Raw genomic sequence first — 25,618 nt, 5'->3', positions numbered from 1 at the left:
AGGCATCCGCCGGCCGGGCCCCTGGTTACTCTTCGGGGCGTGACGACCGAGCTGACCCTGCTGTCCGAAGTCGCCTGCCGCGGGCGGGAGATCACCGCACCCCGGCTGCGCGGTCTGCTCGCGCTGCTCGCGGAGGATCTGCACACCGGTTGCAGCACGGCCCGGCTCGTGGAGGGGCTGTGGGCGGACGAGCTGCCCGAGCGGCCGGGCAAGGCGGTGCAGATCCTGGTGTCGCGGCTCAGGGCGCAGCTGGGTGCCGAGCTGGTCGTGAGCACACCGGCCGGGTACCGGCTGGCCCTGGACGAGACGCAGGTCGACGCGTCGGCGCTGCTGCTGCGCGAGGCGGCGAGCGCCGAGCGCGCACGGGCCGGGGACCACGACGGCGCGCTGGCCGAGGCCGAGGCCGGGCTGGCGCTGTGGGACGGAAGCGTGGGTGCCGCGGCCGGAGAGGACCTGCACGACCCGCTGGTGGCGCTGCGTGCCGACCGGGTCCGGGCACACCGCTCGCTGGTCCGCTCCCGGGCGCTCGCCCTGGCCCGGCTGGGCCGGCGGGATCAGGCCGCGGCGCCCCTGGCCGAACTGGCTCAGGAGCTGCCGCGGGACGAGGAGGTGCTGGCGGAGCTGCTGCGCTGCGAGGCCGCCACCGCGGGCCGGGCCGCGGCACTGACCCGCTACGACGCCTACCGCCGCCGGCTGCGGGACGATCTGGGCACCGATCCCGGACACCGACTCAGGGCCGTGCACCAGGAGTTGCTGAGCGCGGACGCACCGCCGGTCCGTCACGGTGTGCCGCACGACCCGAATCCGCTGCTGGGCCGGGACGCCGACATCGCCGCCGTGGCCGGGCTTTTGCGCGCGGCCCGGGTGGTCACCGTGGTCGGCCCCGGCGGGCTGGGCAAGACGCGGCTCTCGCACGCGGTGAGCCGGGCGGCCGAGCAGCCCGTGGTGCACTTCGTCGCCCTGGCCGGTGTCACCGCCGACGCCGACGTGGCCGGTGAGGTGGCCTCGGCGGTCGGCGCCGGAGAGGGCCGGCAGTTCGCCGGGGGCGGGGACGTGGTGAGCGGCATCGTGGGCGCGCTGGGGGCCGGGCCGGCCCTGCTGGTGCTGGACAACTGCGAGCACGTCATCACGGGTGCGGCCGCTCTCGTCCAGGCGTTGGTGTCGCGGTCCAGGCAGCTGCGGGTCCTGGCCACCAGCCGGGCCCCGCTGGGGCTGACCTCGGAGTCCGTGTACGCCCTGCCGGAGCTGTCCCAGGCGACCTCGGTGGAACTCTTCACCCGGCGGGCACGGGCCGCCCGGCCCGGTGTGGAGCTGCCTCCCGAGCTGGTCGCCGACATCTGCCGGCACCTGGACGGGCTGCCGCTCGCCGTGGAGCTTGCCGCGGCCCGGGTCCGGGTGCTGTCCGTGGCCGACATCTCCCGCCGGCTCAGGGACCGGTTCACCCTGCTGCGCGGGGGTGCGCGCGACGCGCCCGAGCGGCATCGCACCCTGCGGGCCGTGGTCGACTGGAGCTGGAACCTGCTGGAACCCGACGGACAGGCCGCCCTGCGCGCCCTGTCCGTGTTCCCGGGGGGTTTCGCCGAGGACGCGGCGGAGTACGTCCTCGGCGAGGGCGGGGACACGCTGGCGCTGCTGGAGCAACTGGCCGGGCAGTCCCTGATCAAGGTGGACGACAGCCCCTCCGGGGTGCGCTTCCACATGCTGGAGACACTCCGGGAGTTCGGCTCCGTCAAGCGTGCCGAAGCCGGCGAGGAGGACGCGGTCACCGACCGGTTCCTCGCCTGGGCACGGGACTTCGGCCGCGCCCATCACGACGTCCTGTTCAGCTCCGACGCGGTGGCCGCGTGGCTGCGCATCCGCGCCGAGCAGGACAACCTCGTCCTGGCGCTGCGGCACGCCCTGGCCCGCGAGGACGGGCCGAGCACGGCCGCCGTCACCGCCGTACTGGCCTCCCTGTGGGCCACCGACTCCAACTACCTCCGGCTCGCCGCCCTGGTCGCCGAGTCCGGCGGGCCGCTGTCCCGGTTCCGCCCCGGTCCGGACGACGTCGAGGCAACCCGCAGCGCGGCGGTCGTGTGCACCGCGAGCCTGTTCATGGGCCGCGGCCCGCACGCCGTACGGCAGTTGGTGATCCTGCGCCGGCTGCCGCCCGCGCCACCGGACACCGTGGTGCGGGCGCTGTCGATCGTGCTGTGTGCCGTACCGGACATGCACCCGCCGCGGTACGGGCGGCTGCTGGAACTCTGCGAGGCCGACGAGCCCCTGCTGGCGGGCGTCGCGGCCTGCGTGGCGAGCTATGTATGGGAATCCCGGCACGACTCGGAAGGCGCGCTGGAGTACGCCCGCCGGATGCTCGACGCGCTCGAACCGCTCGGGAATCCGGCCATGGCGTTGCTCAGTCACGGGCGGATCAGCGAGCTGTGCCTGCAGTCCGAGCGGGGCGCGGAGGCGTACGGCCATCTGCGGGCCGCACTGGACGCGCTCGACGAGTTCGGCCGGCACGGCGACTGGTCGGACTCGGTCGGGGTGCACTCGGGGCTGGTACTGGCCTGTCTGCAGCGTGGGGAACTGGACGAGGCCGAGTACTGGCTGAGGCTCGCGGAGCTGGACCGGCCATCGGAGTCCGCCCAGATCTTCTCCTCCGATCTGCCGAGCCGGGCGGAGATCGCGTTGGCCCGGGGGCTGACCGAGGTCGGACTCGGGCTGTGGCGCCGGGCGGTCGCGCAGGTACAGGAGGTCGGACTGCTGCATGCCGGTGACCCGTTCGTGGAACCGTGGTCGCTGGAGCTGCGGTCGGCCGCGCTGGCGGCGCACGCGCAGGCCGGCCGGCTGGAGCCGGTGGCCCACCTCGCCGAGGAACTGCGGGAACGGCTGCTCGACATGCTGTCCGGCGCCCCGGCGGACGGCACTGTGGCCGACGGCGCTCCGGTGGAACTGCCGGTGTACGGCACGGTGTTGCTGGCGCTCGGCTTCGCCGGGCTGGCCCGGGGCGAACGGGAAGCCGTACGGCTGGTGGCGCTCGCGGAGCGGATGCCGGCGGTGCGGGAGTTCCCCACCCTGTCCCTGTCCCGGTCCCGGGCACTGGCCGGGAACGCCGACGGGGCGGCGTACGCCGACGCGAGGTCGAGGTACGCCGCCCTGGGGCGGGAGGAGTTGCGCGCGGAGGCGCTGCGCGAGCTGACTGCTCCCCAAGGTTGACCGGCACCCTGCGGGCCGGTGGGGGTGGGTTCGCTGACCCGCGTCGCCAGGTGCCGCAGCTACGGCGCCTGAACGGGGCGGCGAGCTGCAGCTCCCCTGGGGCGCGGAGAACTGCGCGACCAGCCCACCACGCACCCGCGGCCGCCGGCCGGCAGACCTCACCGCTTCGGCTCGCGATTGAACTGCGCCTTCGACCACAGATACCCCAGCACCGACAGCCCCACGAACCACGCCACGGTCAGCACGGCGTTCTCCGTGCCGATCCCGCTGCCCAGCAGCAGCCCCCGCAGCGTCTCGATGGCCGGCGAGAAGGGCTGGTACTCGGCGAACCAGCGGAACCAGCTCGGCATGGCGTCCACCGGCACGAACGCGCTGGACAGGAACGGCAGCATGACCAGCGGGGTGCCCATGTTGCTGGCCCCCTCGGGGTTGGGGCTCGCCAGGCCCATGCCGACCGCGATCCAGGTCAGCCCCAGGCCGGCCAGCGCCATCAGCCCGATCACCGCGATCCACTCCACCGGCGTCGCGTCGGGCCGGAAGCCGATGGCCAGCCCGATGCCCAGGACCAGCACCAGAGCCAGCAGCGTCTTGATCACGCTGCCGACCACATGGCCGATCAGCACGGAGGCGCGGGAGATCGCCATGGTGCGGAACCGGGCCATGATGCCCTCGGTCATGTCGGTGCACACGGACACCGCGGTGCCGAGCGAGGTCATCGCGGCGGTCAGGAAGAGAATGCCGGGGACGAGGTAGGCGACGTAGTCCGACCGGTCCGCGTGGCCGCCGTTGATGCCGGCGCTCATCACGTCACCGAAGACGTACACGAAGAGCAGCAGCAGGATGACCGGGGTGAGCAGGAGGTTCAGGGTGAGGGACGGATAGCGGCGGGCGTGCAGGAGGTTGCGCCGCAGCATGGTGAGGTTGTCACGGACGGCGTGGGTGGCGGCGGCACTCATCGGACGGTCTCCTTGTCGGTGGGCTGGGAAGGTACGGAGCTGCCGGTCAGGGCGAAGAACACGTCGTCCAGGTCGGGGGTGTGCACGGACAGCTCGTCGGCCTCGATACCGGCGGCGTCGAGCCAGTCGAGGATGGCGCGCAGCTCGCGCTGGGTGCCGTCGCTGGGGATCTGCAGGGTGAGCGCCTGGTCGTCCCGGGTGACCTCGCGCAGCGCGGTGGCCGCACGTTCGTACGTCACCGGGTCGGCGAAGCGCAGCCGTACATGGCCGCCGGGCACGAGCCGCTTGAGCTCTCCGGCGCTGCCCTCGGCGACCAGCTTGCCGCCGTTGAGAACGGCGATGCGGTCGGCCAGCTGGTCGGCCTCCTCCAGGTACTGGGTGGTGAGGAAGACGGTCGTACCGCCGGAGACCAGCTCGCGGATGATCTGCCACATGGTGTGGCGGGAGCGGGGGTCGAGGCCGGTGGTCGGCTCGTCGAGGAAGATGATCCGCGGGTCGCCCACCAGGGTCATGGCGATGTCCAGGCGGCGCTTCATACCGCCGGAGTAGGTGGAGGCGGGCTTCTTCGCGGCCTCGACCAGGTCGAAGCGTTCCAGCAGCCCGGCGGTGACCCGCCGGCCCTCCCGGCGGGAGAGGTGGTGCAGGTCGGCCATCAGCAGCATGTTCTCCTCGCCGGTGATCAGCCCGTCCACGGCCGAGAACTGGCCGGTGACCCCGATGGCCGCCCGGACCGCCTGGGCCTCACGGGTCAGATCGTGCCCGGCGATCCGCGCCTGGCCGCCGTCGGCGGAGATCAGGGTGGACAGGATGCCGACCGCGGTGGTCTTGCCCGCGCCGTTCGGTCCGAGGAGGGAGAAGATCGTCCCGGCGGGCACATGGATGTCGATGCCGTCGAGGACGGTCTTGTCCCCGTAGGACTTGCGCAGCCCGGTGGCTGCGATCGCGAGTTCGTGGTCCGTCGTCGTCATGCCGCAGAGACTGCCGCCCGGGCGGTTCAGCACGGCTTCAGCCGGGTTTCAGCCCGCCAGGAAGGGCTTCAGCACACTGAAACCCGCAGGTGGGCGGTGGGTGACGGGCTCCCTTTAGGCTTCCTGTTGTGGGAAAGTCGCTTCGGAAAGAGGTCCCGTTGAGCTTCTGGTCGGTCTACCAGCACGGCTTCGCGCGCGTCGCCGCGTGCACGGGCCACACCGTCATCGCCGACCCCGCCGCCAACGCCGGGGCGGTGTTGCGCCATGCGCGCCGGTGCGCCGAGGAGGGCGTCGCCGTCGCCGTGTTCCCGGAGATGTGTCTGTCCGGGTACGCGATCGACGACCTGCTGCTGCAGGACGCCATGCTCGACGACGTCGAGAAGGCGCTCGCCACGATCGTGGCCGAGTCGGCGGACCTGCTGCCGGTGCTGGTCGTCGGCGCCCCGCTGCGGCACCGCGACCGGCTCTTCAACTGCGCGGTGATCGTGCACCGCGGCCGGATCCTCGGCGTCGTACCGAAGTCGTACCCGCCGAACTACCGGGAGTTCTACGAGCGCCGGCAGATCGCCGGGGGCGACGACGAGCGCGGCGGAACGATCCGGCTCGGCGGCGCGGAGGTCCCCTTCGGCGTGGACCTGCTCTTCGCCGCGCAGGACGTCCCCGGTCTCGTGCTGCACGCGGAGATCTGCGAGGACATGTGGGTGCCGGTGCCGCCGAGCGCGGAGGCGGCCCTCGCCGGGGCGACCGTCCTGGTCAACCTCTCGGGCAGCCCGATCACGGTCGGCCGGGCCGAGGACCGCAAGCTGCTGTGCCGGTCGGCGTCCTCACGCTGCCTCGCCGCGTACGTCTACGCGGCGGCCGGTCTCGGCGAGTCGACCACCGACCTGTCCTGGGACGGCCAGACCCTGATCTACGAGAACGGGGTGCTGCTGGCCGAGACCGAACGCTTCCCGCTCGGCGAGCAGTACGCGGTGGCCGACGTCGACCTCGACCTGCTGCGGCAGGAGCGGCAGCGGATGGGCACGTTCGGCGAGAACCGCCGCACCCACACCGCCCGCACCGCCGACTTCCGCACGGTGTCGTTCGAGCTGGACCCTCCGCTGACCGACCTGGGCCTGCGCCGCCGCCTCGAACGCTTCCCGTTCGTGCCCGCCGACCCCGACCGCCTCGCCCTGGACTGCTACGAGGCGTACAACATCCAGGTCGCCGGCCTCCAGCAGCGCCTCGCGTCGATCGGCGGCCCCAAGGTCGTCATCGGCGTCTCCGGCGGACTGGACTCCACGCACGCGCTGATCGTCGCCGCCCGCGCCATGGACCGCGCCGGCCGCCCGCGCAGCGACATCCTCGCCTTCACCCTGCCCGGCTTCGCCACCAGCGACCACACCAAGGACAACGCCCACCGGCTGATGCGGGCCCTCGGCGTGACCGCGGCCGAGCTGGACATCACGCCGACCGCACGCCTGATGCTGAAGGAGATCGGCCACCCCTTCGCCTCCGGCGAGCCGGTGTACGACGTCACCTTCGAGAACGTCCAGGCGGGCCTGCGCACCGACTACCTGTTCCGCCTCGCCAACCAGCGCGGCGGCATCGTGCTCGGCACCGGCGACCTGTCCGAACTGGCGCTCGGCTGGTCCACGTACGGCGTGGGCGACCAGATGAGCCACTACAACGTCAACTCCGGTGTGCCGAAGACGCTGATCCAGCATCTGATCCGCTGGGTCATCAGCAGCGAGCAGTTCGACGAGGAGACCGGCAAGATCCTGGCCGCCATTCTGGACACGGAGATCAGCCCCGAACTCGTCCCCGGCGAGGAGATGCAGTCCACCGAGTCGAAGATCGGCCCGTACGCGCTGCACGACTTCACCCTCTTCCACGTCCTGCGCTACGGCTTCCGCCCCTCCAAGATCGCCTTCCTCGCCTGGCACGCCTGGCACGACAAGGAGGCCGGCGCCTGGCCCCCCGGCTTCCCGGAGGCCGACCGGGGCACGTACCAGCTGCCGGAGATCGTGCGCTGGCTGGAGGTCTTCGTCCGCCGCTTCTTCGCCTTCTCCCAGTTCAAGCGCTCGGCGATGCCGAACGGCCCGAAGGTCTCGGCGGGCGGCTCCCTCTCCCCGCGCGGCGACTGGCGCGCCCCGTCGGACGGCAACGCCCACGCCTGGCTGCGGGACCTGGAGCGCTTCGGCCTGCTCGGGGAGGAGGGCAGGAAGTAGGCGGGCCCACCGCCCCGGCACCCCGAAGTCCTATGCGAGTCGCGGCACTTGCGGCTCTGGCGGCGTCGGGAAACGGGTGGCTCGCCAGGCGAGGACGAACAGGGCGACCGAGACCAGCGAACCGACGGCCAGCCAGGTGACCGGCCCCGTGGCGCCGGCCAGGTCCGTGGGGTGGAGGTAGCACAGCGGCAGCAGCCAGGCGGCCGTACCGGCGAGGGCGCCCGCGAACGGCAGGACCGACGGCAGCACCTCGTCGTCGGGCCGCCGGAGCCGCCGCCCGCGCAGCCGCAGCAGCACCTGGGCCGCCGGATACCCCGCGACGAGGACGAGCGCGGCCGCCGTGACGGCCACACTGCCGCCCGTGATGACGTGGTCGTGCCAGACGTACCGCTTCCCCGCGACCTTCATCACCTGGTGGTGCCAGACAGTCAGTTCGACCCGGTCGCCGGGCTGGAACGCCTCGGCGGCATCGGCGGACACCGCCAGCCGGTCGGTCGGGTTGCCATGGGCGAAGTACAGATGGCTGGTCTGCTTCGGCCCGCGCGGATCGGTCCGGGAGATCACCGCCGGAAGGGTGGACAGACAGTCGTACGCGTCGGCGTCGGACGTCCCGGCCGCGCAGGGCACGGCCTTCTCCCAGGCCCGCTGGTGCGCCGTGGCGGCCGACACGAACCACGCGGCCGTACCCGCCGCCACGAGCAGCAGCAGGCAGGCACACAACCGGCCCGCCCAGCCGCTGCCCACGCTCTTGCCGGTGACATGGCGGACCGCGGTCGACTCGGGAGTGCCGTACCGACGGTGCATCCGGCGCAGCGCGGCCAGCCGTTCGGCGAAGGCCGGTTTGCCGTACCCGGCACTGGACGGCTGGGGCAGCAGCAGCCTCCGCCCACCCCGCAGCGCCACCATGACGCGCCGGTTCTCCCCGCCCCGGGGCAGGGTCTGCACCCGCACCAGCAGATCCGTGACCTCCTGCCACGGCACGCTGCGGCGGCGCAGCAACGTCCAGGTGTGCAGCCCGTAGGCGTCCGCGCGCGCCCAGCCCGTCACCAGGTACAGCGACCACGCGGCGGCCCCCACCAGGCACAGTCCGATGGTCACCAGCACGAGGGGGACGGTGTCCGGCAGCACGCCCGCACACCCCAGCCCCACTCCGGCGAGCAGTCCCCCGCCCGCCCCGATGACCACCGACCAGCGGACGCCGTGCTTCCAGGGGGACCGGCAGAGCATGTCAGAGCTGTTCACGCCCGCGATTGTGCATCCGGGCCACCGGGGTGTTCTTGTGCCGGTTCCGGCAATGAAGGAGGGTCAGGTGTTGCCTGGACCACGCTCACTTGACGACCTCGTGCGCGGATGGCTCAGGTGTTCCAGGTCTCGTCGTACGGGTCGTGCGGTACCGGAACCGGTTTGGCCGACGTGACCTTCAGGTACGGGATGGGGCCGCCGTTGACGGGATCCCGCGTGAGCCGGGGCGAGTAGGTGCCGGTGACCTCCAGCCAGGCGTCCGGCCGCAGGACCGGCGGCAGGGTGCCGGTCAGGGCGATCTTCACCGGCTGGGCGTCCGCCGCGCAGCAGTTGAGGGCCATGCGGACCAGGTACGGCGCGCCCGAGTGGTCCAGGGCGAGGAAGCCGGTGACGCGGACCGTGCGGCCGTGCAGGGAGCGGCCGTGGCCGTAGGCGGCGCGGGAGGCGTAGTCGATCACGGAGAGGGGGGCGGGGTCGGCGGCGGGCAACGCGCCGTAGGCGTACGGCTTTTGCAGCGCCGTCCCCGAACGCAGGGCGCTGTAGGAGCCGAGGGCGGGCGGGGCGACCAGGATGAGGGCGAGGAGGGGGAGCAGCAGCAGCCAGGAGATGCGGGGTTCGGGGTGGGCGTGACCGTGTGAGCGGGCGGCGGCCCGGGCACGCCGGCGCTCGTACCAGACCGTCGCCACCGCCGCCGCGATCAGCACCACACCCGCGGCCAGCAGCAGCGGGCGCAGGCCTTCCTTGACGTAGCGGAGGTAGAGGCCGGTGCCGCCCGCGTGCAGGAGGGCGGCACCGAGCAGGAACAGGACGGCGGCCTGGGACTGACGGTTCACAGCAGCACCGCCGAGGTCAGTACGGCGCCCGCGATCGCCAGCGCGAAGGTGGCGGGGGCGAAGCGGAGGGCGAAGGTACGGCCGAAGGTGCCGGCCTGCATCGCGAAGAGCTTGAGGTCGATCATCGGACCCACGACCAGGAACACCAGCTTGGCCGTCGGCGAGAACTGGATGAGGGAGGCCGCGACGAACGCGTCCGCCTCCGAGCAGATGGACAGCAGCACGGCCAGGACCGCGAGGGCGAGCACGGAGAAGACGGGGTTTCCGGCCGCCGTGCGCAGCCAGTCCGCCGGGACCGCCGCCTTCAGCGTGGCCGCCGCCATCGCGCCGAGCACCAGGAACCCGCCGGCGTGCATGGTGTCGTGCCGCACCGAGTTCCAGAACGCCTCCCCCTTCGTCGCGCCCTCGTGCGCACCGTGGGCCGGCGGGCGCAGCCAGTCGGTGCGGCCCAGCCGTTGCCACAGCCAGCCCATCGCGCACGCCACGAGCAGGCTCGCCAGGAAGCGGCCCAGCACCATCTCCGGGTCGTGGGGAAAGGCGACGGCGGTGGCGGTCAGCACGATCGGGTTGATGGCGGGGGCGGAGAGGAGGAAGGCGAGGGCGGCGGCCGGGGACACGCCCCTGCGCACCAGTGCTCCGGCGACCGGCACCGACGCGCATTCGCAGCCCGGCAGCACGGCGCCCGCGATCCCGGCGACGGGGACGGCGAGGGCGGGGCTGCGCGGGAGGGCGCGGGCGAAGAACGACGGCGGCACGAACACCGCGATCGCCGCCGACAGCAGCACACCGAGCACCAGGAAGGGCAGCGCCTGCACGGTCACCGCGACGAACACCGTCATCCAGCTCTGCATCGCCGGGGTGCCGAGGAGCCCGCGGATCGGGGACTGGGCGAGCACCGCCAGCAGCAGCGTCAGCACCAGCACCAGCGGGGAGCTGAGCCGGCGGCCCTCCTGGGCGGCCGGTACACCGGTGGGGGTGACCTCCGCGCCGGGCGGGGCGTCTTCGGTGATGGCCACGGGTGGATACCTCCGGCTGTACTGGCTCCCTCCCCCTCAGTACGCGCAGGGTCCCCCAGGTGTTCACACCGCTGCTGGAACCACCCTTCTTCCTGGGGCACTCTTTCACCTCGTGGCGAGCGTTCCGTATCAAGGGGGGCCCAGTGCCCCGCCGGCGCACATGGTGGTGTGCGGTGACGACGGGCTTGCGCACCGGCTGGCCGCCGAGTTGCGCGGGGTCTACGGCGAGCAGGTCACCCTCGTGGTACCGCCGAACGAGCGCACCGCCAGACCCCCGGTGGTCGGCCGGGCCCGTTCCGCGTCGGCCGCGCTGTTCGACCGTGTGGTGAGCGCCGCGGTCGGCCGCGGCGGCGCCGGATCCGCGCACACCGCGCCGGCCACGAGCACCGGCGGCGGGGGCAACGGGGGTGACGGTGCACGCGTGCTGGAGGCCTTCGAGGTCACCGAGGCCGTGCTCGCCGAGGCCGGGGTGGAACGGGCCGCCGCGCTCGCCCTCGTCTTCGACGACGACGAGACCAACATCCGGGCCGCGCTGACCGCCCGCCGGCTCAACCCGCGGCTGCGGCTCGTCCTCCGGCTCTACAACCGCCGGCTGGGCCAGCACATCGAGGAACTCCTCGACCAGGCCGCTGCGTTGGCGGCCGGCAACGGCGAGGGCGGCTCGGACGCGTCCACCACCGTGCTGTCCGACGCCGACACCGCCGCACCCGCACTGGCCGCCACCGCCGTCGCCGGCACCAGCAAGGTCGTACAGACCGAGGGGCTGCTGCTGCGCGCCGTCGAACGGCCGTCGGCCGGATCCGGGCTGTGCACGCTCGCCCTGCTGTCCCCGCCGGGCGCGGATCCCGAGGGCGGCGGGGAGCAGGAGCCGCGGCTGCTGCCCGACGACGACGAGGTACGGCAGGCCGCCGGGCGGGCGGCCGTGGTGCTGGAGCAGGTGTCGTCGGCGGGCGGCGGGGAGTCGGCCGCGCCCGGCCGAGGCGGAGTACCGCCGCTCGCCTCGCTGTTCTCCCGGCGGCTGCGGTGGTCGCTGGCGGGCGCGACGGCGTGCGTGGTCGCGCTCGCCGTGGCGCTGTGGGTGGTCACGCCGGGGATCCATCCGCTGCGTGCCTTCTACTACACCCTCCTCGACCTGTTCGCCATCGACGACCCGGCCATCGGCGCGCCGCTGGGCCGGCAGATCCTCCAACTCCTCTCCGGACTCGTCGGGTTGCTGCTGCTTCCGGTGCTGCTGGCGGCCGTGCTGGAGGCGCTGGGCACCTTCCGCACGGCCTCCGCGCTGCGCAAACCACCGCGCGGACTCGGCGGCCATGTGGTGCTGCTCGGGCTCGGCAAGATCGGCACCCGGGTGCTGACCCGGCTGCGCGAGCTGAACATCCCCGTCGTGTGCGTCGAGTCCGACCCGGAGGCACGGGGCCTTGCGACCGCGCGCAGGCTGCGGGTGCCGGTGGTGTTCGGGGACGTCACCCAGGAAGGGGTGCTGGAGTCCGCCAAGATCCACCGGGCGTACGCACTGCTCGCCGTGACCAGCGCGGACACCACGAACCTGGAGGCCGTGCTGTACGCACGGTCCGTACGGCCCGACCTGCGGGTGGTGCTGCGGCTGTACGACGACGACTTCGCCACCGCCGTGTACCGCACCCTGCGCGCCGCGTACCCGCACGCCCTGACCCGGAGCCGGAGCGTCACCCATCTGGCCGCGCCCGCGTTCGCCGGGGCGATGCTCGGGCGGCAGGTGCTCGGCGCCATCGCGGTGGAGCGGAGGGTGCTGCTGTTCGCCGCGGTCGATGTCGCCGGGCACCCCCAGCTGGAGGGACGGACGGTGCGGGACGCCTTCCGGGCCGGGTCCTGGAGGGTACTGGCCCTGGAGGGACGGACGGACACGGCACCGGACCATGTGCTGTCGAAGGAGGACCGGGTCGTCGTCGCCGCCACTCGCAGAGGCCTCGCGGAACTGCGCTGACCCTCGCTCAGGAAGCACCCAGGTGCCGGGCCGCGAAGTCCATCTCCAGTCTCACCTGCTTGATCCGCTCGTCCACCACCAGTGAGCCGTGCCCGGCGTCGTAGCGGTACACCTCGTGGGGCGCGCCTCTCATTTCCAGGCGCTTGACGTAGTTGTCGATCTGGCGGATCGGGCAGCGCGGGTCGTTGACGCCCGCCGAGATGTAGACCGGGGCCTTGACGTCGTCGACGTACGTCAGCGGGGACGAGGCCTCGAAGCGCTCGGGGACCTCCTCCGGGGTGCCGCCCAGCAGGGTGCGGTCCATGGCCTTCAGGGCCTCCATCTCGTCGTGGTACGCGGTGACGTAGTCCGCGACGGGCACGACCGCGATGCCCAGCGTCCACGCCTCGGGCTGGGTGCCGAGGCCGAGCAGGGTGAGATAGCCGCCCCAGGAGGCGCCGGTGAGGACCAGGCGGGCGGGGTCGGCGAGGCCCGAGGACACCGCCCAGTCCCGGACCGCGGCGACGTCCTCCAGCTCGATCAGGCCGACCCGGTGCTTGAGGGCGTCGGTCCAGGCGCGGCCGTAGCCGGTGGAGCCGCGGTAGTTGATGCGGATCACCGCATAGCCCTGGTCGACCCAGGCGGCCGGGCCCGCGGCGAAGGAATCGCTGTCGTGCCAGGTCGGGCCGCCGTGCAGGTCGAACACCGTCGGCAGGGGGCCGCTCGCACCCGCCGGCTTCTGGATCAGCGCGTGGATGCGGCCACCGGGGCCCTCCACCCACGCGTCCTCCACCGGCACCGACGGCGGGCAGGCCATGCCGGGCGGATCCAGCACCACACCACCGGAGGTCGACCGCACCGCCGGGGGCTCGGCGGCCGACGACCACAGGTACTCCACGCTGCCGTCCGGGCGGGCCGTCGCGCCGGAGACCGTGCCGGGCGGGGTGGGGATGCGGGTCAGCTCGCGGCTTCCCAGGTCGTAGCGGTACAGCTCGCTGCGGGCCTCGAAGCCATGGGCGATGAGCAGGGCCGAGCCGTCCGGGTACCACTCGGCGCTGACGTCACCGGGGAGGTCCAGGGCGAGGTCGGTCTCCTCGCCCGTCGTCACGTCCCACACCAGCGGCTCCCAGCGGCCCCGGCGCTGGTGGCCGATGAGCAGGCGGGTGTCGCCGTCGACCGGTGCGAAGCCCAGCACCTCCAGGCCCAGCTCCTCGGTGCCGCCCTTGGTGTCGTCCAGCTCGGCGACCGGCGTGCCGTCCGGGCGGAGCACGCGCAGCGCCGCGTGCATGGCGTCGCCGTGCTCGGTGTGCTCGACGGCGATCAGGGAGCCGTCGTGCGAGAGGTCGCCGACGCCCGCCGACTCGCGGTGCCGGTAGATCTCGACCGGGTCCTGGCCCTCGCGCGCCAGGTGGATCGTCGTACCGTCCTCGTCCGTGGAGCGGCCGACGACCGCCGTGCGGCCGTCGCGGGCCAGGGCCAGGCCGGCCGGGTAGGAGGGGTCGAGGCCGGGGACGGCGGGCTCGTCCGCCCCTCCTCCGAAGGGCTGACGGCGCCAGATGCCGAACTCGTCGCCGTCCTTGTCGTCGAACCACCAGATCCAGGCGCCGTCCGGGGAGAGCACGCCGTCCGTCGTGCCGTTCGGCCGGAACGTCGCCTGCCGCTGCTCGCCCGTCGCACGGTCCCAGGCGTACAGCTCGTACGTGCCCGTCGCGTTCGACACGAACAGGGAGCGGTGCGGCGCGTCCTCCGCCCAGTCGGGCAGCGACACCCGCGGCGCACGGAAGCGCTTCTCCCAGTCCGGCATGCCGGCCGCGTCCCGCGCACCCGGCCCGTTGCTCTCACTCATCGCCCCAGTCATGCGCCCATACTGCCTGGCCGCGCCGACAATTGGGTGGCGAGTGTGCGCAGCCTGTGGATAACTTCCCGACCATGAGCACGCAGGTCGACCATCATTCCGCACCCGACGGCTGGCGCGAGGACAACCGGGCCATGTGGGACGAGAGGGTCCCCGTGCACGTCGCCGGTGAGTACTACGACCTCGCCGGCTTCCGCGCACACCCGGACGTCCTGCGGGACTTCGAGGCGGCCGAGGTCGGCGACGTCACCGGCAGGACGCTCCTGCACCTGCAGTGCCACATCGGGACGGACACCCTCTCCTGGGTCCACCGGGGCGCCGCCCGCGTCGTCGGCCTGGACTTCTCCCAACCGGCCGTCGAGGCCGCCCGCTCCCTTGCCGCCGACCTTGGCCACGGGCCCGAACGCGCCGCGTTCGTCACCAGCGACGTGTACGACGCGGCCGACGCCGTACCCGAGGCGTCGTACGACATCGTCTACACCGGGCTGGGCGCGCTGTGCTGGCTGCCCGACATCCGCCGCTGGGCCGAGACGGCCGCCTCGCTGGTCGCGCCCGGCGGCTTCCTGTACCTCGCCGAGTTCCACCCGATCACCGAGGCCCTGGACGACGCGACCGGCTCGCGGATCGTGCGCGACTACTTCGCCCGCGACGGGCAGGTGTGGGAAGAGCCCGGCACCTACGCCGACCAGGACGCCGTGACCGTCCACAACCGCAGCGTGCAGTGGCAGCACACCCTCGGCGACGTCGTCTCCGCGCTCGCCGCGACCGGGCTGCGCATCGAGTTCCTGCACGAACACGACGTCTCGCTCTTCCCGCGCTTCGAGAACTTCGAGGTCCGGGACGGCTACCACCGCTTCCCGGCGGACCACCCGCGCATCCCGCTGATCTACTCGCTCAAGGCCACCAAGGGCTGACCCGCGGGCAGCGACGCGGCACGGGCGCCGTACCGTGGGAGGCGTGTACCGGTTTCTGCTGACACCCCGCTGGTGGGGCATCAACGTCTTCGTGCTGCTCGCCATCCCGTTCTGCGTCTTCATGGGGTCCTGGCAGCTGAGCCGGTTCGAGGGGCGGGTCCAGGACCACCGGGCCGCGACCGAGCAGGCCGCGTCCGACCGGCACGAGACCGCACGTCCGCTGGAGTCGATGCTGCCCGTCGACAAGGCCACCTCGGGCCGCCGGGTCACCGCGAGCGGGCACTACGGCAAGCAGCTGCTGGTGCCCGGCCGGCAACTGGACGGCAAGAACGGCTTCTACGTCCTCACCCTGCTGCGCACCGGCTCCGGCAAGGCGCTGCCGGTCGTGCGGGGCTGGCTGCCGGGCAAGGCGGACCCGGCGAAGGCGCCCGCGCCGCCGAGCGGTGAGGTCACCGTCACCGGCGCGCTGCAGGCGTCCGAGACGCCCGGGGACAACGGGGTCAGCGCGCAGGGCGGGCTGCCGGCGGGGCAGACCGCGGCGATCAGCTCGGCGTCGCTGGTCAACCTGGTGCCGGACCGGCTGTACGACGCCTGGGTCACGCTCGACCGGGCCGACTCCGGGATGAGGGGCGTGCCCGCGACGGCGCCGGGCGGTACCGGGCTGGATCTGAAGGCGTTCCAGAACCTCGGATACACCGGGGAGTGGTTCGTCTTCGCCGGCTTCGTGGTCTTCATGTGGTTCCGGCTGCTGCGGCGGGAGGCGGAGGCGGTGCGGGACGCTGCGCTGGGCCTGGTGCCGGAGGAAGCGCCGGAACCGGTGAGCAGTAGCTGACCGGTACCGGTGCGGGCCGGGGCGGGATCGCTTGCCGGCCCGTGCAGGGTGCCGCTGCGCCCACCCGTGCCGCCCCGGCGGCACGACTGCCCGCAGCTACGGCGCCTGACCGCCGACGGCGCTAAGCCCCCGCCAGCACCCCGGTGTAGATCACGGTGCCCGCGCACTCCCCGGTCACCGTCGCCGTGGCCGACGGTGAACCGCCCTCCGCGGTATGCGTGACCTGCACGCTCCCGTCCGCCGTACCGCCCTCGGTCATCAGCTGGGTCGTGGGACCCGCCGAACCCCCCGAACCGCCGCCGTCGGCCGAACCGCCGGAGGCGTTCGCGTCCGGGGTGGGTGTCGGATCCGGCGAGGGCCGGCCCGGGTCCGTGCCGCCGGTGGGGTTGTCGCCGCCGGTGGTGGGGCAGGTCTCCGAGGGTACGAAGGCGAACTTCTCCTCGTAGGCCGCGCCCGGCTGCAGGAGCAGCCCGGTGACCTCCAGCGAGGGGTCGGGCAGATCGGTCGCCGCGTCCCCGGCCACATGCCGGGTACTGCTGATCTTGGCCTGTTCGGCCGCGCCCACCGCGGTGGGGGTGATGGTGCCCGCACCGGCGACGGTACAGGCGGCGGCGGAGGTGTTGACGACGCGGAACGTGCCGTAGACCACGCCCGCGGAGTCGGGGACGTCGGCGGTGCCGGTGGCGGAGCCCAGCTGGGCCGCCGTGCACGTGGGTACGCCGCCCGCGGTGAGGGTGGCGGACGGGTTGGCGCCGCCGGTCGAGCCGGTGGTGCCGCCGCCGGGCTTGCCCGTCTCACCGGGCTTGCCGGGCCCCTTGTCCGGCTGGGCGCTCGCGCTGCTGGTGCCCCTCCGGGGGCCCTTGTCGCCGCCCTTGTCCCTGCTCTGCCCGGTACCGCCCTGGGCCTGGGAGGACTGGCCGGCCATGGCGGTGTTGTAGTCGGTGTCGCCGGCGCGGGAGACGTGCACGAGCGCGGGGATCGCGGTGCCGATGAACAGGGCCGCGGCGGCCATGCCGACGGCGGCCTGCCGCTTGCGGGCCCGCCGCGCGGGGACGGCCCGGCGCAGCTGGTCCAGCGTGCCGACGCGCGGCTCGATGTCGTCGACGGCGGAGTGCAGCATCCGGCGCAGCGCCGCCTCGTCGGCGCCGAGCCCGTCCCGGGCCGGGCCGGACCCGTCCAGGTCCTGGCCGAGCCCGTCCCGGTCCGCTTCGGGCCCGGTGGGGCCGTGGCGGCGGCCCTCGGTGCCCTTTTCGTCGGGGCCGTGGTTCACAGTTCCGTTCCCAGCGTGCGATTGCGTGTGCTCTTGCTCGTCCCGCTTCGTCGGTTCGTGCCAGGCGAAGGGCTCGTGACGTTCGTGGGAGTGGCGCTCATCGGAATCGCCCCCTTCGGCTCGCTCGCTCATGCTGGTGCCTCCATGGCCACCCGCAGCGCGGCGATCCCCCGTGACCCGTACGCCTTCACCGAACCGAGGGAGATGCCGAGGCTCTCGGCGACCTGGGCCTCGGTCATGTCCGCGAAGTAGCGCAGGACCAGGACCTCGCGCTGGCGGCGCTGCAGGCCCTTCATCGCCTTGATGAGGTCGCGGCGCTCCAGCTGGTCGTAGGCGCCCTCCTCCGCGCTCGCCATGTCCGGCATCGGCTTGGAGAGCAGCTTCAGGCCGAGGATGCGGCGGCGCAGGGTCGAGCGGGAGAGGTTGACGACGGTCTGGCGGAGGTACGCGAGGGTCTTCTCGGGGTCGCGGACGCGCTTGCGGGCCGAGTGCACGCGGATGAAGGCCTCCTGGACGACGTCCTCGCAGGAGGCGGTGTCGTCGAGGAGCAGCGCGGCGAGGCCGAGCAGCGAGCGGTAGTGCGCGCGGTAGGTCTCGGTGAGGTGGTCGACGGTCGTACCGACGGCCTCGGTCGCCGCGGCATCCTCGGCACCGTCACGCTGACTGGGTATGCGGGCGGGCCGCGCTGCGGGCATGGGCGCGATCACCGGCATGCCGCCGGGCGTGCGGGGCCGGAGCGCCGCACGGGGCGGCCGGAGGGCCGCCGTGCCGCGGACCGCACTGAGTTCGAGTACCTCTGCCACGCCAGTTGGACACGCCTGCCCCCGCCAGGGTTGTACGTGCCGGGCGTCACATGTGCGACGACCGGCCGTACCTCAAGTGCCGTCATGCGTCCCGCTCTTCCCTTATATTCCGATATGGGTGGGTCCCCGCACCCGACCCGGTCACGGCGTCCCCACGCCCGAAGAGTGACCGCAAAGACGCTCCCCGTCCGCCGCAAGGTTGCGGGGACGGGGAGGGAAATCCTCTGTTGCCCTGGGCAATGGTTTCAAGTGGTTCGGACCATGCTTCCGGCCACACTTCTTACACAGATCCTACAAACCTGCTCCTGACGGGCCTAAGCCCGGTCGCCCCGCTCCGCCGCGACCAGTTCCGCGATCTGCGCGGTGTTCAGCGCGGCCCCCTTGCGGAGGTTGTCGCCGCACACGAAGAGTTCGAGCGCGGTCGGGTCGTCCAGGGCCCGCCGCAGCCGGCCCACCCAGGTCGGGTCGGTGCCCACCACGTCGGCGGGGGTGGGGAACTCGCCGGCGGCCGGGTCGTCGCACAGCACCACACCGGGCGCGGTCGCGAGGATCTCCCGGGCCCGGTCGACCGTCACCTCGCCCTGGAAGCGGGCGTGCACGGTCAGCGAGTGGGTGGTGATCACCGGGACCCGTACGCAGGTCACGGCGACCGGCAGCTGCGGCAGCCCGAGGATCTTGCGGGCCTCGTCGCGGACCTTCATCTCCTCCGACGACCAGCCGTCCTCCCGCAGGGAGCCGGCCCAGGGGACGACGTTCAGGGCGACCGGATCGGGGAACGGCCCGGTGTCCTCGCCGACGGCCCGCCGTACGTCGCCGGGCTTGGTCCCCAGCTCGGTCCCGGCCACCAGGGACAGCTGGGCGCGGAGCGTGTCCACGCCGGCCCGCCCGGCCCCGCTCACCGCCTGGTACGACGACACCACCAGCTCGCGCAGCCCGAACTCGGCGTGCAGCGCGCCCAGGGCGACGATCATCGTCAGGGTCGTGCAGTTGGGGTTGGCGACGATCCCGCGCGGGCGGACCCGTACGGCGTGCGGGTTGACCTCGGGTACGACGAGCGGCACCTCGGGGTCCAGCCGGAAGGCGGCGGAGTTGTCGACGACGACCGCACCGCGCGCGGCGGCGATCGGCGCCCACTGGGCGGCGACCTCGTCGGGGACGTCGAACATCGCGATGTCGACCCCGTCGAAGGCCTCTTCGCTCAGGGCCGTCACCTCGACCTCCTCCCCGCGCACGGCCAGCTTGCGGCCGGCCGAGCGGGGGGAGGCGATCAGGCGGATCTCGCCCCAGATGTCCGCGCGCTGGGACAGGATCTGGAGCATGACCGCGCCGACGGCTCCGGTCGCTCCCACGACCGCGAGCGTCGGCTTGCTGGTCATCGGCCTGTACCCGGGATCAACGGCCGGTGCCGCCGTAGACGACGGCCTCGTCGGTGTCCGAGTCGAGCCCGAAAGCGGTGTGCACGGCACGGACGGCCTCCGGCACGTCGTCCTTGCGGGTGACGACCGAGATACGGATCTCGGAGGTCGAGATCAGCTCGATGTTCACGCCCGCGTCGCTCAGCGCCTCGAAGAAGGAGGCGGTGACGCCCGGGTTGGTCTTCATACCGGCGCCGACCAGCGAGATCTTGCCGATCTGGTCGTCGTAGCGCAGCGAGTCGAAGCCGATGCCGGAGCGGCTCTTCTCCAGCGCGTCGATGGCCTTGCGGCCCTCGGTCTTCGGCAGCGTGAAGGAGATGTCCGTCAGGCCGGTGGAGGCGGCGGACACGTTCTGCACGACCATGTCGATGTTGATCTCGGCATCGGCGATGGCCCGGAAGATCGCGGCGGCCTCACCCGGCTTGTCCGGCACGCCGACGACCGTGATCTTGGCCTCGGAGGTGTCGTGCGCGACACCGGAGATGATGGCCTGCTCCACCTTCTTGTCCCCAATCGGCTCACTGCTGACCCAGGTGCCCTGCAGTCCGCTGAAGGACGACCGCACGTGGATCGGGATGTTGTAGCGGCGGGCGTACTCCACACAGCGGTGGAGCAGCACCTTGGAGCCGGAGGCCGCGAGCTCCAGCATGTCCTCGAAGGAGATCCAGTCGATCTTCTTCGCCTTCTTCACCACGCGCGGGTCGGCGGTGAACACGCCGTCCACGTCGGTGTAGATCTCGCAGACCTCGGCGTCGAGCGCGGCGGCGAGCGCCACGGCCGTCGTGTCGGAACCACCGCGGCCCAGCGTGGTGATGTCCTTCTTGTCCTGGCTGACGCCCTGGAAACCGGCGACGATCGCGATGTTGCCCTTGTCCAGCGAGTCGCGGATCCGGCCCGGCGTGACGTCGATGATCCGTGCTTTGTTGTGGACCGAGTCGGTGATGACGCCTGCCTGGCTGCCGGTGAAGGACTGGGCCTCGTGGCCCAGGTTTTTGATCGCCATCGCCAGCAGGGCCATGGAGATCCGCTCTCCGGCGGTCAGCAGCATGTCGAATTCGCGCCCGGCAGGCATCGGAGAAACCTGCTCGGCGAGATCGATCAGCTCGTCCGTCGTGTCGCCCATCGCGGAAACGACGACGACAACCTGGTTGCCGTTCTTCTTCGCTTCCACGATCCGCTTGGCGACGCGCTTGATGCCTTCGGCATCGGCTACGGAGGAGCCTCCGTACTTCTGCACGACAAGGCCCACGTGCGCTCCTCGCTCGGTTCGTTTGTGTCGGCTCAGTCTAACGAGCGCCCGAATCCCACCACCGTGCTCCCGCATGGTGAGACGTCGGCCGTCGTGTTCCGGAAGGGCTCTTGCCCACCGGGCCGGGGACCACGCGGAAAGTGCCCCGGGTCACAGCGAGCACCGCTAGCGTTCCCTTCCATGAGGGGGGCATGACATGACGGAAACGCTGCTCGCCGGGATCGTCCTGCTCGGCGGATGCGTGCAGTGGCTGACCGGCATGGGCTTCGCGCTGGTCGCCGTACCGGCGCTGGTGCTGCTGCTCGGCCCCGCCGACGGGGTGGTGCTCGCCAACTGCGCCGCCGGGGCCATCAGCGTCGTGGGCCTCGCGGGCGGCTGGCGCCGCGTCCGTCCCGCGGCCATGGTCCCGCTGTGCCTGGCCGCGGCCTGCACGGTCCCGGCGGGCGCCTGGATGACCCGCCAACTCCCGCGTCCCCTCCTGCTGGTGGTGATGGGCGGGCTGGTGACGGCGGCCGTCCTGCTCGTGATGCGCGGCGCCCGGGTGCCGGCCCTGCGCGGCGGCAAGGGAGCGGTGACCGCGGGAGCGCTGGGCGGCTTCATGAACGCGGCGGCGGGGGTGGGCGGCCCACCGGTGTCGTTGTACGCCCTCAACGCGGGCTGGACGGTACGGGACTTCGTGCCCAACGCCCAGTTCTACGGTGTCGCCGTCAACGCGTTCTCGATCGCTGCGAACGGCACGCCCCGCCTGACCGGACCCCAGTGGGCGGTGGCCGTCGCCGCGCTGGCGCTGGGTGCCCTGACCGGCCACACGATCGCCGACCGCATCCCCGAACACCGGGCCCGCCATCTGGTTCTCCTGTTGTCCCTGGCGGGCGGCGCGACGGCGATCACGAAGGGGCTGTGGGGAATGGGGACGGCTTGACCCCGCTCCGGCCACATCGCACCGTCCGACGGCGAACTCCCTTTCCCCTGAGTAGAGTTCAGCCGAAAACCGATGATCGAGGTACGGGGGAACGATGATGACCGGTCAATGGGAGACACTCGGCGAAGCGGGCGGCATCGAGGCGTACGTGCACCGCGCGACGGGTGAGGTGCGCGGCGCCGTGGTGGTCTGCTCCGAGCTGTACGGGGTGAACGCCTACGTCCGCGACACCTGCGCGGAGCTGGCGGCAGCGGGGTACACCGCGCTGGCCCCCGACTACTACTGGCGCAACGCGCGCCGCACAGAACTCGGATACTCCGCCGAGGAACGCGAGGACGGCCTGGTGCTGATGCGCGCGCTGGACCGGGACGAGCTGGTGGCCGACGCCGCGGCGGCCCTCGCGGCGGCACGCGGGGAGGCCGGGCAGCGGGGCGTGGCCTTCCTCGGGCTGAGCATGGGCGGCCACATCGCGGTACGGGCGGCGACCGAGCTGAGCTTCGAGCTGGCCGCCGTCTTCTACCCGGGTTGGCTCCTGAACAGCGGCTTCCCCCTGGTCGGCCCGGTGCCTCCGCTGGAGACCAGCGAGCGGATCGCCGAGGGCGGTGCCTTTCTGCTGGGCTTCCGCGGCGAACTGGACCACATCATCCCGGCCGAGGAATGGGAGCAGGCCGAACAGCGCCTCACCGAGGCGAAGGTCCCGCACGAACTGGTGACCTACCCCGGCGCCCGGCACGGCTTCGCCTGCGCGGACCGCCCGGCCGACTACGACCCGCAGGCCGGCGCGGACGCCTGGCGGAAGGTCTACGCCGCACTGGAGTCCCACCTTTAGTCTCGCGCCCTTCGGTACCGCTCTGTCTTGAGACCCCGTTCGGCGTAGAGCCACAGACCGGTACACCTCGGCGTGTAGTACTGGGGTCACTACCGACATCGTCTGCGCGGGCGGCGGCGGGACGCGGCGTGGGTGCACTTCCTGCCGGCGGCGTCGTGCACCGCTACGACTGGCGGCGTTCCGGCGCTGGAGGGCGAGGCCTGGCCGCTGCGCCGGTACAGCGAGCCGACTCCGACCGCGCCGTACGTCGACGCGGAGGCGCTGCTCGCGGTCACTTCCCCTGCCGGATCCCCAGCGGTGCGTCGATCTCCTGCGCCATGACGCGGCGGCCAGGGCGGAGCGCTCGGCGGGAGTGGGGCTGCGGTAGCCGCCGTCCCGGGGAAGCCGTCGACGTGGCCGCGGAGGTCGGCCGCCAGACGCAGGAGGCGCGCTGGTGCGGGCTCGGGGCCCTGCGCGGTCATGAGGGCAAAGGTGGTCGAGGCCGCGGCCGCGCTTGTGGTGAGAGCGATCAGCAGGGCCTTTCGCCGCGTCGGGAATCGGGCTGGGGGCTCGTTCGTGAATTCGCAGTTCCTCTGTATGAGAGAGACCGCACCGACACGGGTTGCGGTCACATCATGTGGCACCCGTCACAGGCTCAACTGACGGGAAATTTGCGGTTGTCGATGAACCCGCCCATGACTTCCCTCGTCTTGGAGGTCGCCTGCAGCTGTGGTTGCGAACGTCGTCCCCGGGGCGGTCGCGGACACCGCCGGCATCTCCATGCAAGCTGCGTTCTGACTGTTCAGGAGTGTTCTCATGCAGGCAGAGAAGCCTGCCCCTCACCCCCGCAAGGTGCGACGCCGGCGCGCGGACATGCCGCTGCTCGGTGGTGTCCGCCCACCCATAGCCCTGTTACCGAGCCTCTTGGCGGCCGTTTGCGCCCTGACCATATTTACTGTCGGGAATTCTCAAGACCATGACGTGTCCCGCGCCGTCTCCGAGTCCCAGAGGGATATCGCGACCGATTCCGCGCTTTCTCTGGGAGCGTCTCTGGAACAGAGCGCACAGGATCTGCACGATGCCGTCGAGCTGCTCGGCGGTGGCAGCCGGAAAAGCCCTGACGCGATCCTGACGTCCCTTACGAACGTCTACTCCAAATGGCGCGGGCTCGCCGTCGTGGACACCGGCTCGGGCCGGCTGCTCGCCGCGCGCGGAGAGGCCGTGCCGCTCGACGGACTCACCGCGGCCGACCGTGGCAGCGGTGGACTGCGGCCCCGGCTCGTCGCCGGGCGTTCCGGCGCTCCCCGGTTGCTGTCCTTCGCCTCCCTCGACGGAGCCGCGGGCAAGAGCCGGCTGGTCGTCTCGTCCGCGACACTGCGCCTGCCGAGCGAGCAGGACGCCCGCTCCACCTTCGTCACCGACAGCGGCGGCCGCATCATCGCCGCCGTCGGCAAGAACGTCACCAACACGGCCCTGCGTACGGCAGTCGAGGACGGAAAGGTCGACCTGCGCCGCGCGGGCCGGGGCTATCTCGTCATCGGACGCGCGGCCGTGCCCGACGGCGACCGCGTCCGCGGGCTCGGGCTCTCCGTGGCCACGGCGGTTCCGGTACCGGCCGGGACCGCCGCGCACGGCAACAGCCTCATCGGCCCCGTGGCAGCGGGCGTGCTGCTCGCGATAGGCCTCCTCGTCACCTGGCTGCTGGTCCGTCATGTGCAGCGCCCGCTGCTCCGGCTGCACCAGGAAGCACGCCGCCTCGCAGGCGGGGACGTCAAGCGTCCGGTGTCGGTGCGCGGGTGGGGGGAAGCCGCACGGATCGGACGGTCGCTGGAGTCGCTGCGCCGCCGGCTCTCCGGGGAGAGCGATGCCTCCGGCCCGGCCCTCGCGCCGTCCCGCCGCGCCGGTCTGCGCATCGTCGTCCTGTGCTGCGCCGCCCTCGTCACGGCCTGGGCCGTGGCGCTGCCCCTGCTCAGCTTCGCCGAAGGGCGGACGCAGGCGCCGGCGCAGGCCGCGCAGGACCAGCGGCACCGCGCCCAGGCCGCCGCCGACCGCGTCCGGCGCACCCTCGACGAGAATGTCGCCGACCTCTCCTCGATCGCCCAGCTCGCCGCCGACGACAGCCGCGGCGGCATCTCCGCCGTACTCCACGAGCAGCTGCTCCGGCACGAAGCCTGGCGCTCCCTCTACCTCGTGGATGCGGGCGGCCACGTCGTCGCACGCACCGGCGAGGCCCCGTACGGCATCGACCGCGCCGCCGCCGCCAGGTCCGTGAAGCCGGGTGCGCCCGCCGTGCTCCAGCTCAACACCTCCGGCACGACGCCGGTCTCGGCGGCCGTGGTGCCCGTGGGCGACGGCAGGCGCAAGCTCTTCGCCGAACTGCGGCCGGACGCCTTCAACGGCGTCCTGAACCGCCCCGGCCTCGGCCGGTCGTGGCTGGTCGACGCGCGGGGCAGGATCATCGCTGCCAACGGGGGCTTCATCGCCTTCAGCACCCCGCCGGGCCATGGCCGCACCACCCTCGCCGCCGACGCCGACGTGAGCGGGACACCGGCCGTCGCGGGCCTGCACTGGCGGGTCGTCACCCACAAGCCGCTGTCCTGGACGCGCCTCGCCGCGTACGAGACGGAGCGGCACGCCGAGCTGGCCGGGCTGCTCGCCTTCACGGCGATGCTGCTCTGTCTGGGCTGGCTGGAGCTGGCCGTCCTGCGTCCGCTGCGCGCCCTCGACCGCTCGGCGGCGGCACTCGCCTCGGGTGACCGGACCAGTGTGATCTACCCCGTCCACCACGACGAGGTGGGCTCCGTGGCCCGCAGCCTCGAACTCGTCCGGCAGCAGCTGGTCGCGGCGGGACGCCGGCGGCGCGACCACGCCCCCGCCACCGAGCGGCGGCCCCAGCCCCAGAGCACCTGAGCACCTGAGCAGAGCCACTCCCGTCCCAGAGCACCTAGCCGCTCCCCTCAAGAGCCCGCCCCGAGAAGCAAGGTCATGCTCTTCCTCTACAGCGTCCTTCTCATCAGCTCCCTGGGCCTCCTGATCGCCGGCATGGTCGAACAGCGCAGGCACTACGACAACCTCGCCGCGATACCCCAGCGGGTGCTGGTCAACGGCATCCGCGGCAAGTCCTCCATCACCCGGCTGTGTGCGGGCGCGCTGCGCGGCGGCGACCTGGTCACCGTCGCCAAGAC

Annotated in this window: 18 protein-coding genes and 1 pseudogene; 9 read left to right on the top strand and 10 right to left on the bottom strand. The window is 72.7% G+C overall.

Annotation, left to right across the window (positions count from 1 at the left end; genetic code table 11):
* The first annotated feature begins 39 nt into the window (after positions 1 to 39).
* Entirely contained in the window at positions 40 to 3,198 is a 3,159-nt protein-coding gene (locus tag ACZ41I_RS38170) for an ATP-binding protein (RefSeq protein WP_468516309.1), read from the top strand.
* 158 nt (positions 3,199 to 3,356) lie between these two features.
* Here ACZ41I_RS38170 and ACZ41I_RS38165 read toward each other — a convergent pair whose 3' ends face one another.
* Together ACZ41I_RS38165 and ACZ41I_RS38160 are read right to left on the bottom strand one after the other, a co-directional pair.
* On the bottom strand, positions 3,357 to 4,154 hold the full coding sequence (locus ACZ41I_RS38165) for an ABC transporter permease (protein WP_399773490.1): 798 nt from the start codon (positions 4,152 to 4,154) through the stop codon (positions 3,357 to 3,359).
* Positions 4,151 to 5,122 carry an ATP-binding cassette domain-containing protein gene (locus ACZ41I_RS38160; protein ID WP_399773493.1) on the bottom strand — a complete coding sequence of 324 codons (972 nt, stop codon included), beginning with the start codon at positions 5,120 to 5,122 and terminating at the stop codon, positions 4,151 to 4,153. Before ACZ41I_RS38160 ends, ACZ41I_RS38165 begins: the two co-directional genes overlap by 4 nt.
* 158 nt (positions 5,123 to 5,280) lie before the next feature.
* Here ACZ41I_RS38160 and ACZ41I_RS38155 point away from each other — a divergent pair, with 158 nt between their 5' ends.
* On the top strand, positions 5,281 to 7,332 hold the full coding sequence (locus ACZ41I_RS38155; protein ID WP_399773495.1) for an NAD(+) synthase: 2,052 nt from the start codon (positions 5,281 to 5,283) through the stop codon (positions 7,330 to 7,332).
* Positions 7,333 to 7,362: 30 nt separating this feature from the next.
* Here the strand turns inward: ACZ41I_RS38155 and ACZ41I_RS38150 are convergent, their stop codons facing one another.
* The 3 genes from ACZ41I_RS38150 to ACZ41I_RS38140 form a co-directional block, all read right to left on the bottom strand.
* The gene (locus ACZ41I_RS38150; protein ID WP_468516308.1) at positions 7,363 to 8,574 is read right to left on the bottom strand and encodes a PH domain-containing protein; all 1,212 of its coding nucleotides are present in this window, start codon (positions 8,572 to 8,574) and stop codon (positions 7,363 to 7,365) included.
* 113 nt (positions 8,575 to 8,687) lie between these two features.
* Entirely contained in the window at positions 8,688 to 9,407 is a 720-nt protein-coding gene (locus tag ACZ41I_RS38145; RefSeq protein WP_468516307.1) for a TIGR03943 family putative permease subunit, read from the bottom strand.
* Positions 9,404 to 10,423, bottom strand: a complete 1,020-nt coding sequence (locus ACZ41I_RS38140) for a permease (protein ID WP_468325591.1) — start codon at positions 10,421 to 10,423, stop codon at positions 9,404 to 9,406. Before ACZ41I_RS38140 ends, ACZ41I_RS38145 begins: the two co-directional genes overlap by 4 nt.
* Positions 10,424 to 10,583: 160 nt before the next feature.
* On the opposite strand from ACZ41I_RS38140, the gene ACZ41I_RS38135 reads away from it, so the two are divergent.
* On the top strand, positions 10,584 to 12,386 hold the full coding sequence (locus ACZ41I_RS38135) for an NAD-binding protein (RefSeq protein ID WP_468516369.1): 1,803 nt from the start codon (positions 10,584 to 10,586) through the stop codon (positions 12,384 to 12,386).
* 7 nt (positions 12,387 to 12,393) lie between these two features.
* Here the strand turns inward: ACZ41I_RS38135 and ACZ41I_RS38130 are convergent, their stop codons facing one another.
* On the bottom strand, positions 12,394 to 14,211 hold the full coding sequence (locus ACZ41I_RS38130; RefSeq protein ID WP_399773505.1) for a S9 family peptidase: 1,818 nt from the start codon (positions 14,209 to 14,211) through the stop codon (positions 12,394 to 12,396).
* Positions 14,212 to 14,294: 83 nt separating this feature from the next.
* Between ACZ41I_RS38130 and ACZ41I_RS38125 the strand changes: the two genes are divergently transcribed.
* On the top strand, positions 14,295 to 15,134 hold the full coding sequence (locus ACZ41I_RS38125; protein WP_468516306.1) for a class I SAM-dependent methyltransferase: 840 nt from the start codon (positions 14,295 to 14,297) through the stop codon (positions 15,132 to 15,134).
* 43 nt (positions 15,135 to 15,177) lie between these two features.
* The gene (locus tag ACZ41I_RS38120; protein ID WP_468325598.1) at positions 15,178 to 15,966 is read left to right on the top strand and encodes an SURF1 family protein; all 789 of its coding nucleotides are present in this window, start codon (positions 15,178 to 15,180) and stop codon (positions 15,964 to 15,966) included.
* 121 nt (positions 15,967 to 16,087) lie between these two features.
* On the opposite strand, the gene ACZ41I_RS38115 is transcribed toward ACZ41I_RS38120, so the two are convergent.
* The 4 genes from ACZ41I_RS38115 to ACZ41I_RS38100 all read right to left on the bottom strand — a co-directional run bounded on the left by ACZ41I_RS38115 (position 16,088) and on the right by ACZ41I_RS38100 (position 20,703).
* Positions 16,088 to 17,236: a hypothetical protein gene (locus tag ACZ41I_RS38115; RefSeq protein WP_468516305.1), complete on the bottom strand. Its 1,149-nt coding sequence runs from the start codon at positions 17,234 to 17,236 to the stop codon at positions 16,088 to 16,090.
* A 128-nt stretch (positions 17,237 to 17,364) separates the two neighbouring features.
* A complete protein-coding gene (locus tag ACZ41I_RS38110) occupies positions 17,365 to 18,039 on the bottom strand; it encodes a SigE family RNA polymerase sigma factor (RefSeq protein WP_363215621.1) in 675 nt (224 codons plus the stop codon).
* Between the two features lie 314 nt (positions 18,040 to 18,353).
* Positions 18,354 to 19,415 (bottom strand): aspartate-semialdehyde dehydrogenase, encoded by a 1,062-nt coding sequence (locus ACZ41I_RS38105; protein ID WP_363215622.1) that lies wholly within the window; start codon positions 19,413 to 19,415, stop codon positions 18,354 to 18,356.
* A gap of 16 nt (positions 19,416 to 19,431) precedes the next feature.
* Positions 19,432 to 20,703 carry an aspartate kinase gene (locus ACZ41I_RS38100; protein ID WP_351243754.1) on the bottom strand — a complete coding sequence of 424 codons (1,272 nt, stop codon included), beginning with the start codon at positions 20,701 to 20,703 and terminating at the stop codon, positions 19,432 to 19,434.
* Between the two features lie 196 nt (positions 20,704 to 20,899).
* Here ACZ41I_RS38100 and ACZ41I_RS38095 point away from each other — a divergent pair, with 196 nt between their 5' ends.
* The 4 genes and pseudogenes from ACZ41I_RS38095 to ACZ41I_RS38080 all read left to right on the top strand — a co-directional run.
* Entirely contained in the window at positions 20,900 to 21,625 is a 726-nt protein-coding gene (locus tag ACZ41I_RS38095) for a sulfite exporter TauE/SafE family protein (RefSeq protein ID WP_468516304.1), read from the top strand.
* A gap of 97 nt (positions 21,626 to 21,722) precedes the next feature.
* Positions 21,723 to 22,454, top strand: coding sequence for a dienelactone hydrolase family protein (locus tag ACZ41I_RS38090; RefSeq protein WP_468516303.1), 732 nt, complete (start codon positions 21,723 to 21,725; stop codon positions 22,452 to 22,454).
* Positions 22,455 to 23,414: 960 nt separating this feature from the next.
* Positions 23,415 to 25,343 carry a HAMP domain-containing protein gene (locus ACZ41I_RS38085; protein WP_468516302.1) on the top strand — a complete coding sequence of 643 codons (1,929 nt, stop codon included), beginning with the start codon at positions 23,415 to 23,417 and terminating at the stop codon, positions 25,341 to 25,343.
* A 75-nt stretch (positions 25,344 to 25,418) separates the two neighbouring features.
* Positions 25,419 to 25,618: pseudogene (locus ACZ41I_RS38080) on the top strand (poly-gamma-glutamate synthase PgsB); the annotation flags it as partial.

This window comes from Streptomyces sp. NPDC030799 (genome assembly GCF_055572255.1).
Note: the sequence above shows the minus strand (reverse complement) of the source record. Positions and strands in the feature narration are given on the sequence as shown.

What these genes read in the sequence shown, in the direction of transcription:
- ACZ41I_RS38165 (WP_399773490.1), bottom strand. Translation starts at nt 4,154, where the DNA reads ATGAGTGCCGCCGCCACCCACGCCGTCCGTGACAACCTCACCATGCTG.
- ACZ41I_RS38160 (WP_399773493.1), bottom strand. Translation starts at nt 5,122, where the DNA reads ATGACGACGACGGACCACGAACTCGCGATCGCAGCCACCGGGCTGCGC.
- ACZ41I_RS38135 (WP_468516369.1), top strand. Translation starts at nt 10,584, where the DNA reads ATGGTGGTGTGCGGTGACGACGGGCTTGCGCACCGGCTGGCCGCCGAG.
- ACZ41I_RS38130 (WP_399773505.1), bottom strand. Translation starts at nt 14,211, where the DNA reads ATGAGTGAGAGCAACGGGCCGGGTGCGCGGGACGCGGCCGGCATGCCG.
- ACZ41I_RS38125 (WP_468516306.1), top strand. Translation starts at nt 14,295, where the DNA reads ATGAGCACGCAGGTCGACCATCATTCCGCACCCGACGGCTGGCGCGAG.
- ACZ41I_RS38105 (WP_363215622.1), bottom strand. Translation starts at nt 19,415, where the DNA reads ATGACCAGCAAGCCGACGCTCGCGGTCGTGGGAGCGACCGGAGCCGTC.
- ACZ41I_RS38095 (WP_468516304.1), top strand. Translation starts at nt 20,900, where the DNA reads ATGACGGAAACGCTGCTCGCCGGGATCGTCCTGCTCGGCGGATGCGTG.
- ACZ41I_RS38090 (WP_468516303.1), top strand. Translation starts at nt 21,723, where the DNA reads ATGACCGGTCAATGGGAGACACTCGGCGAAGCGGGCGGCATCGAGGCG.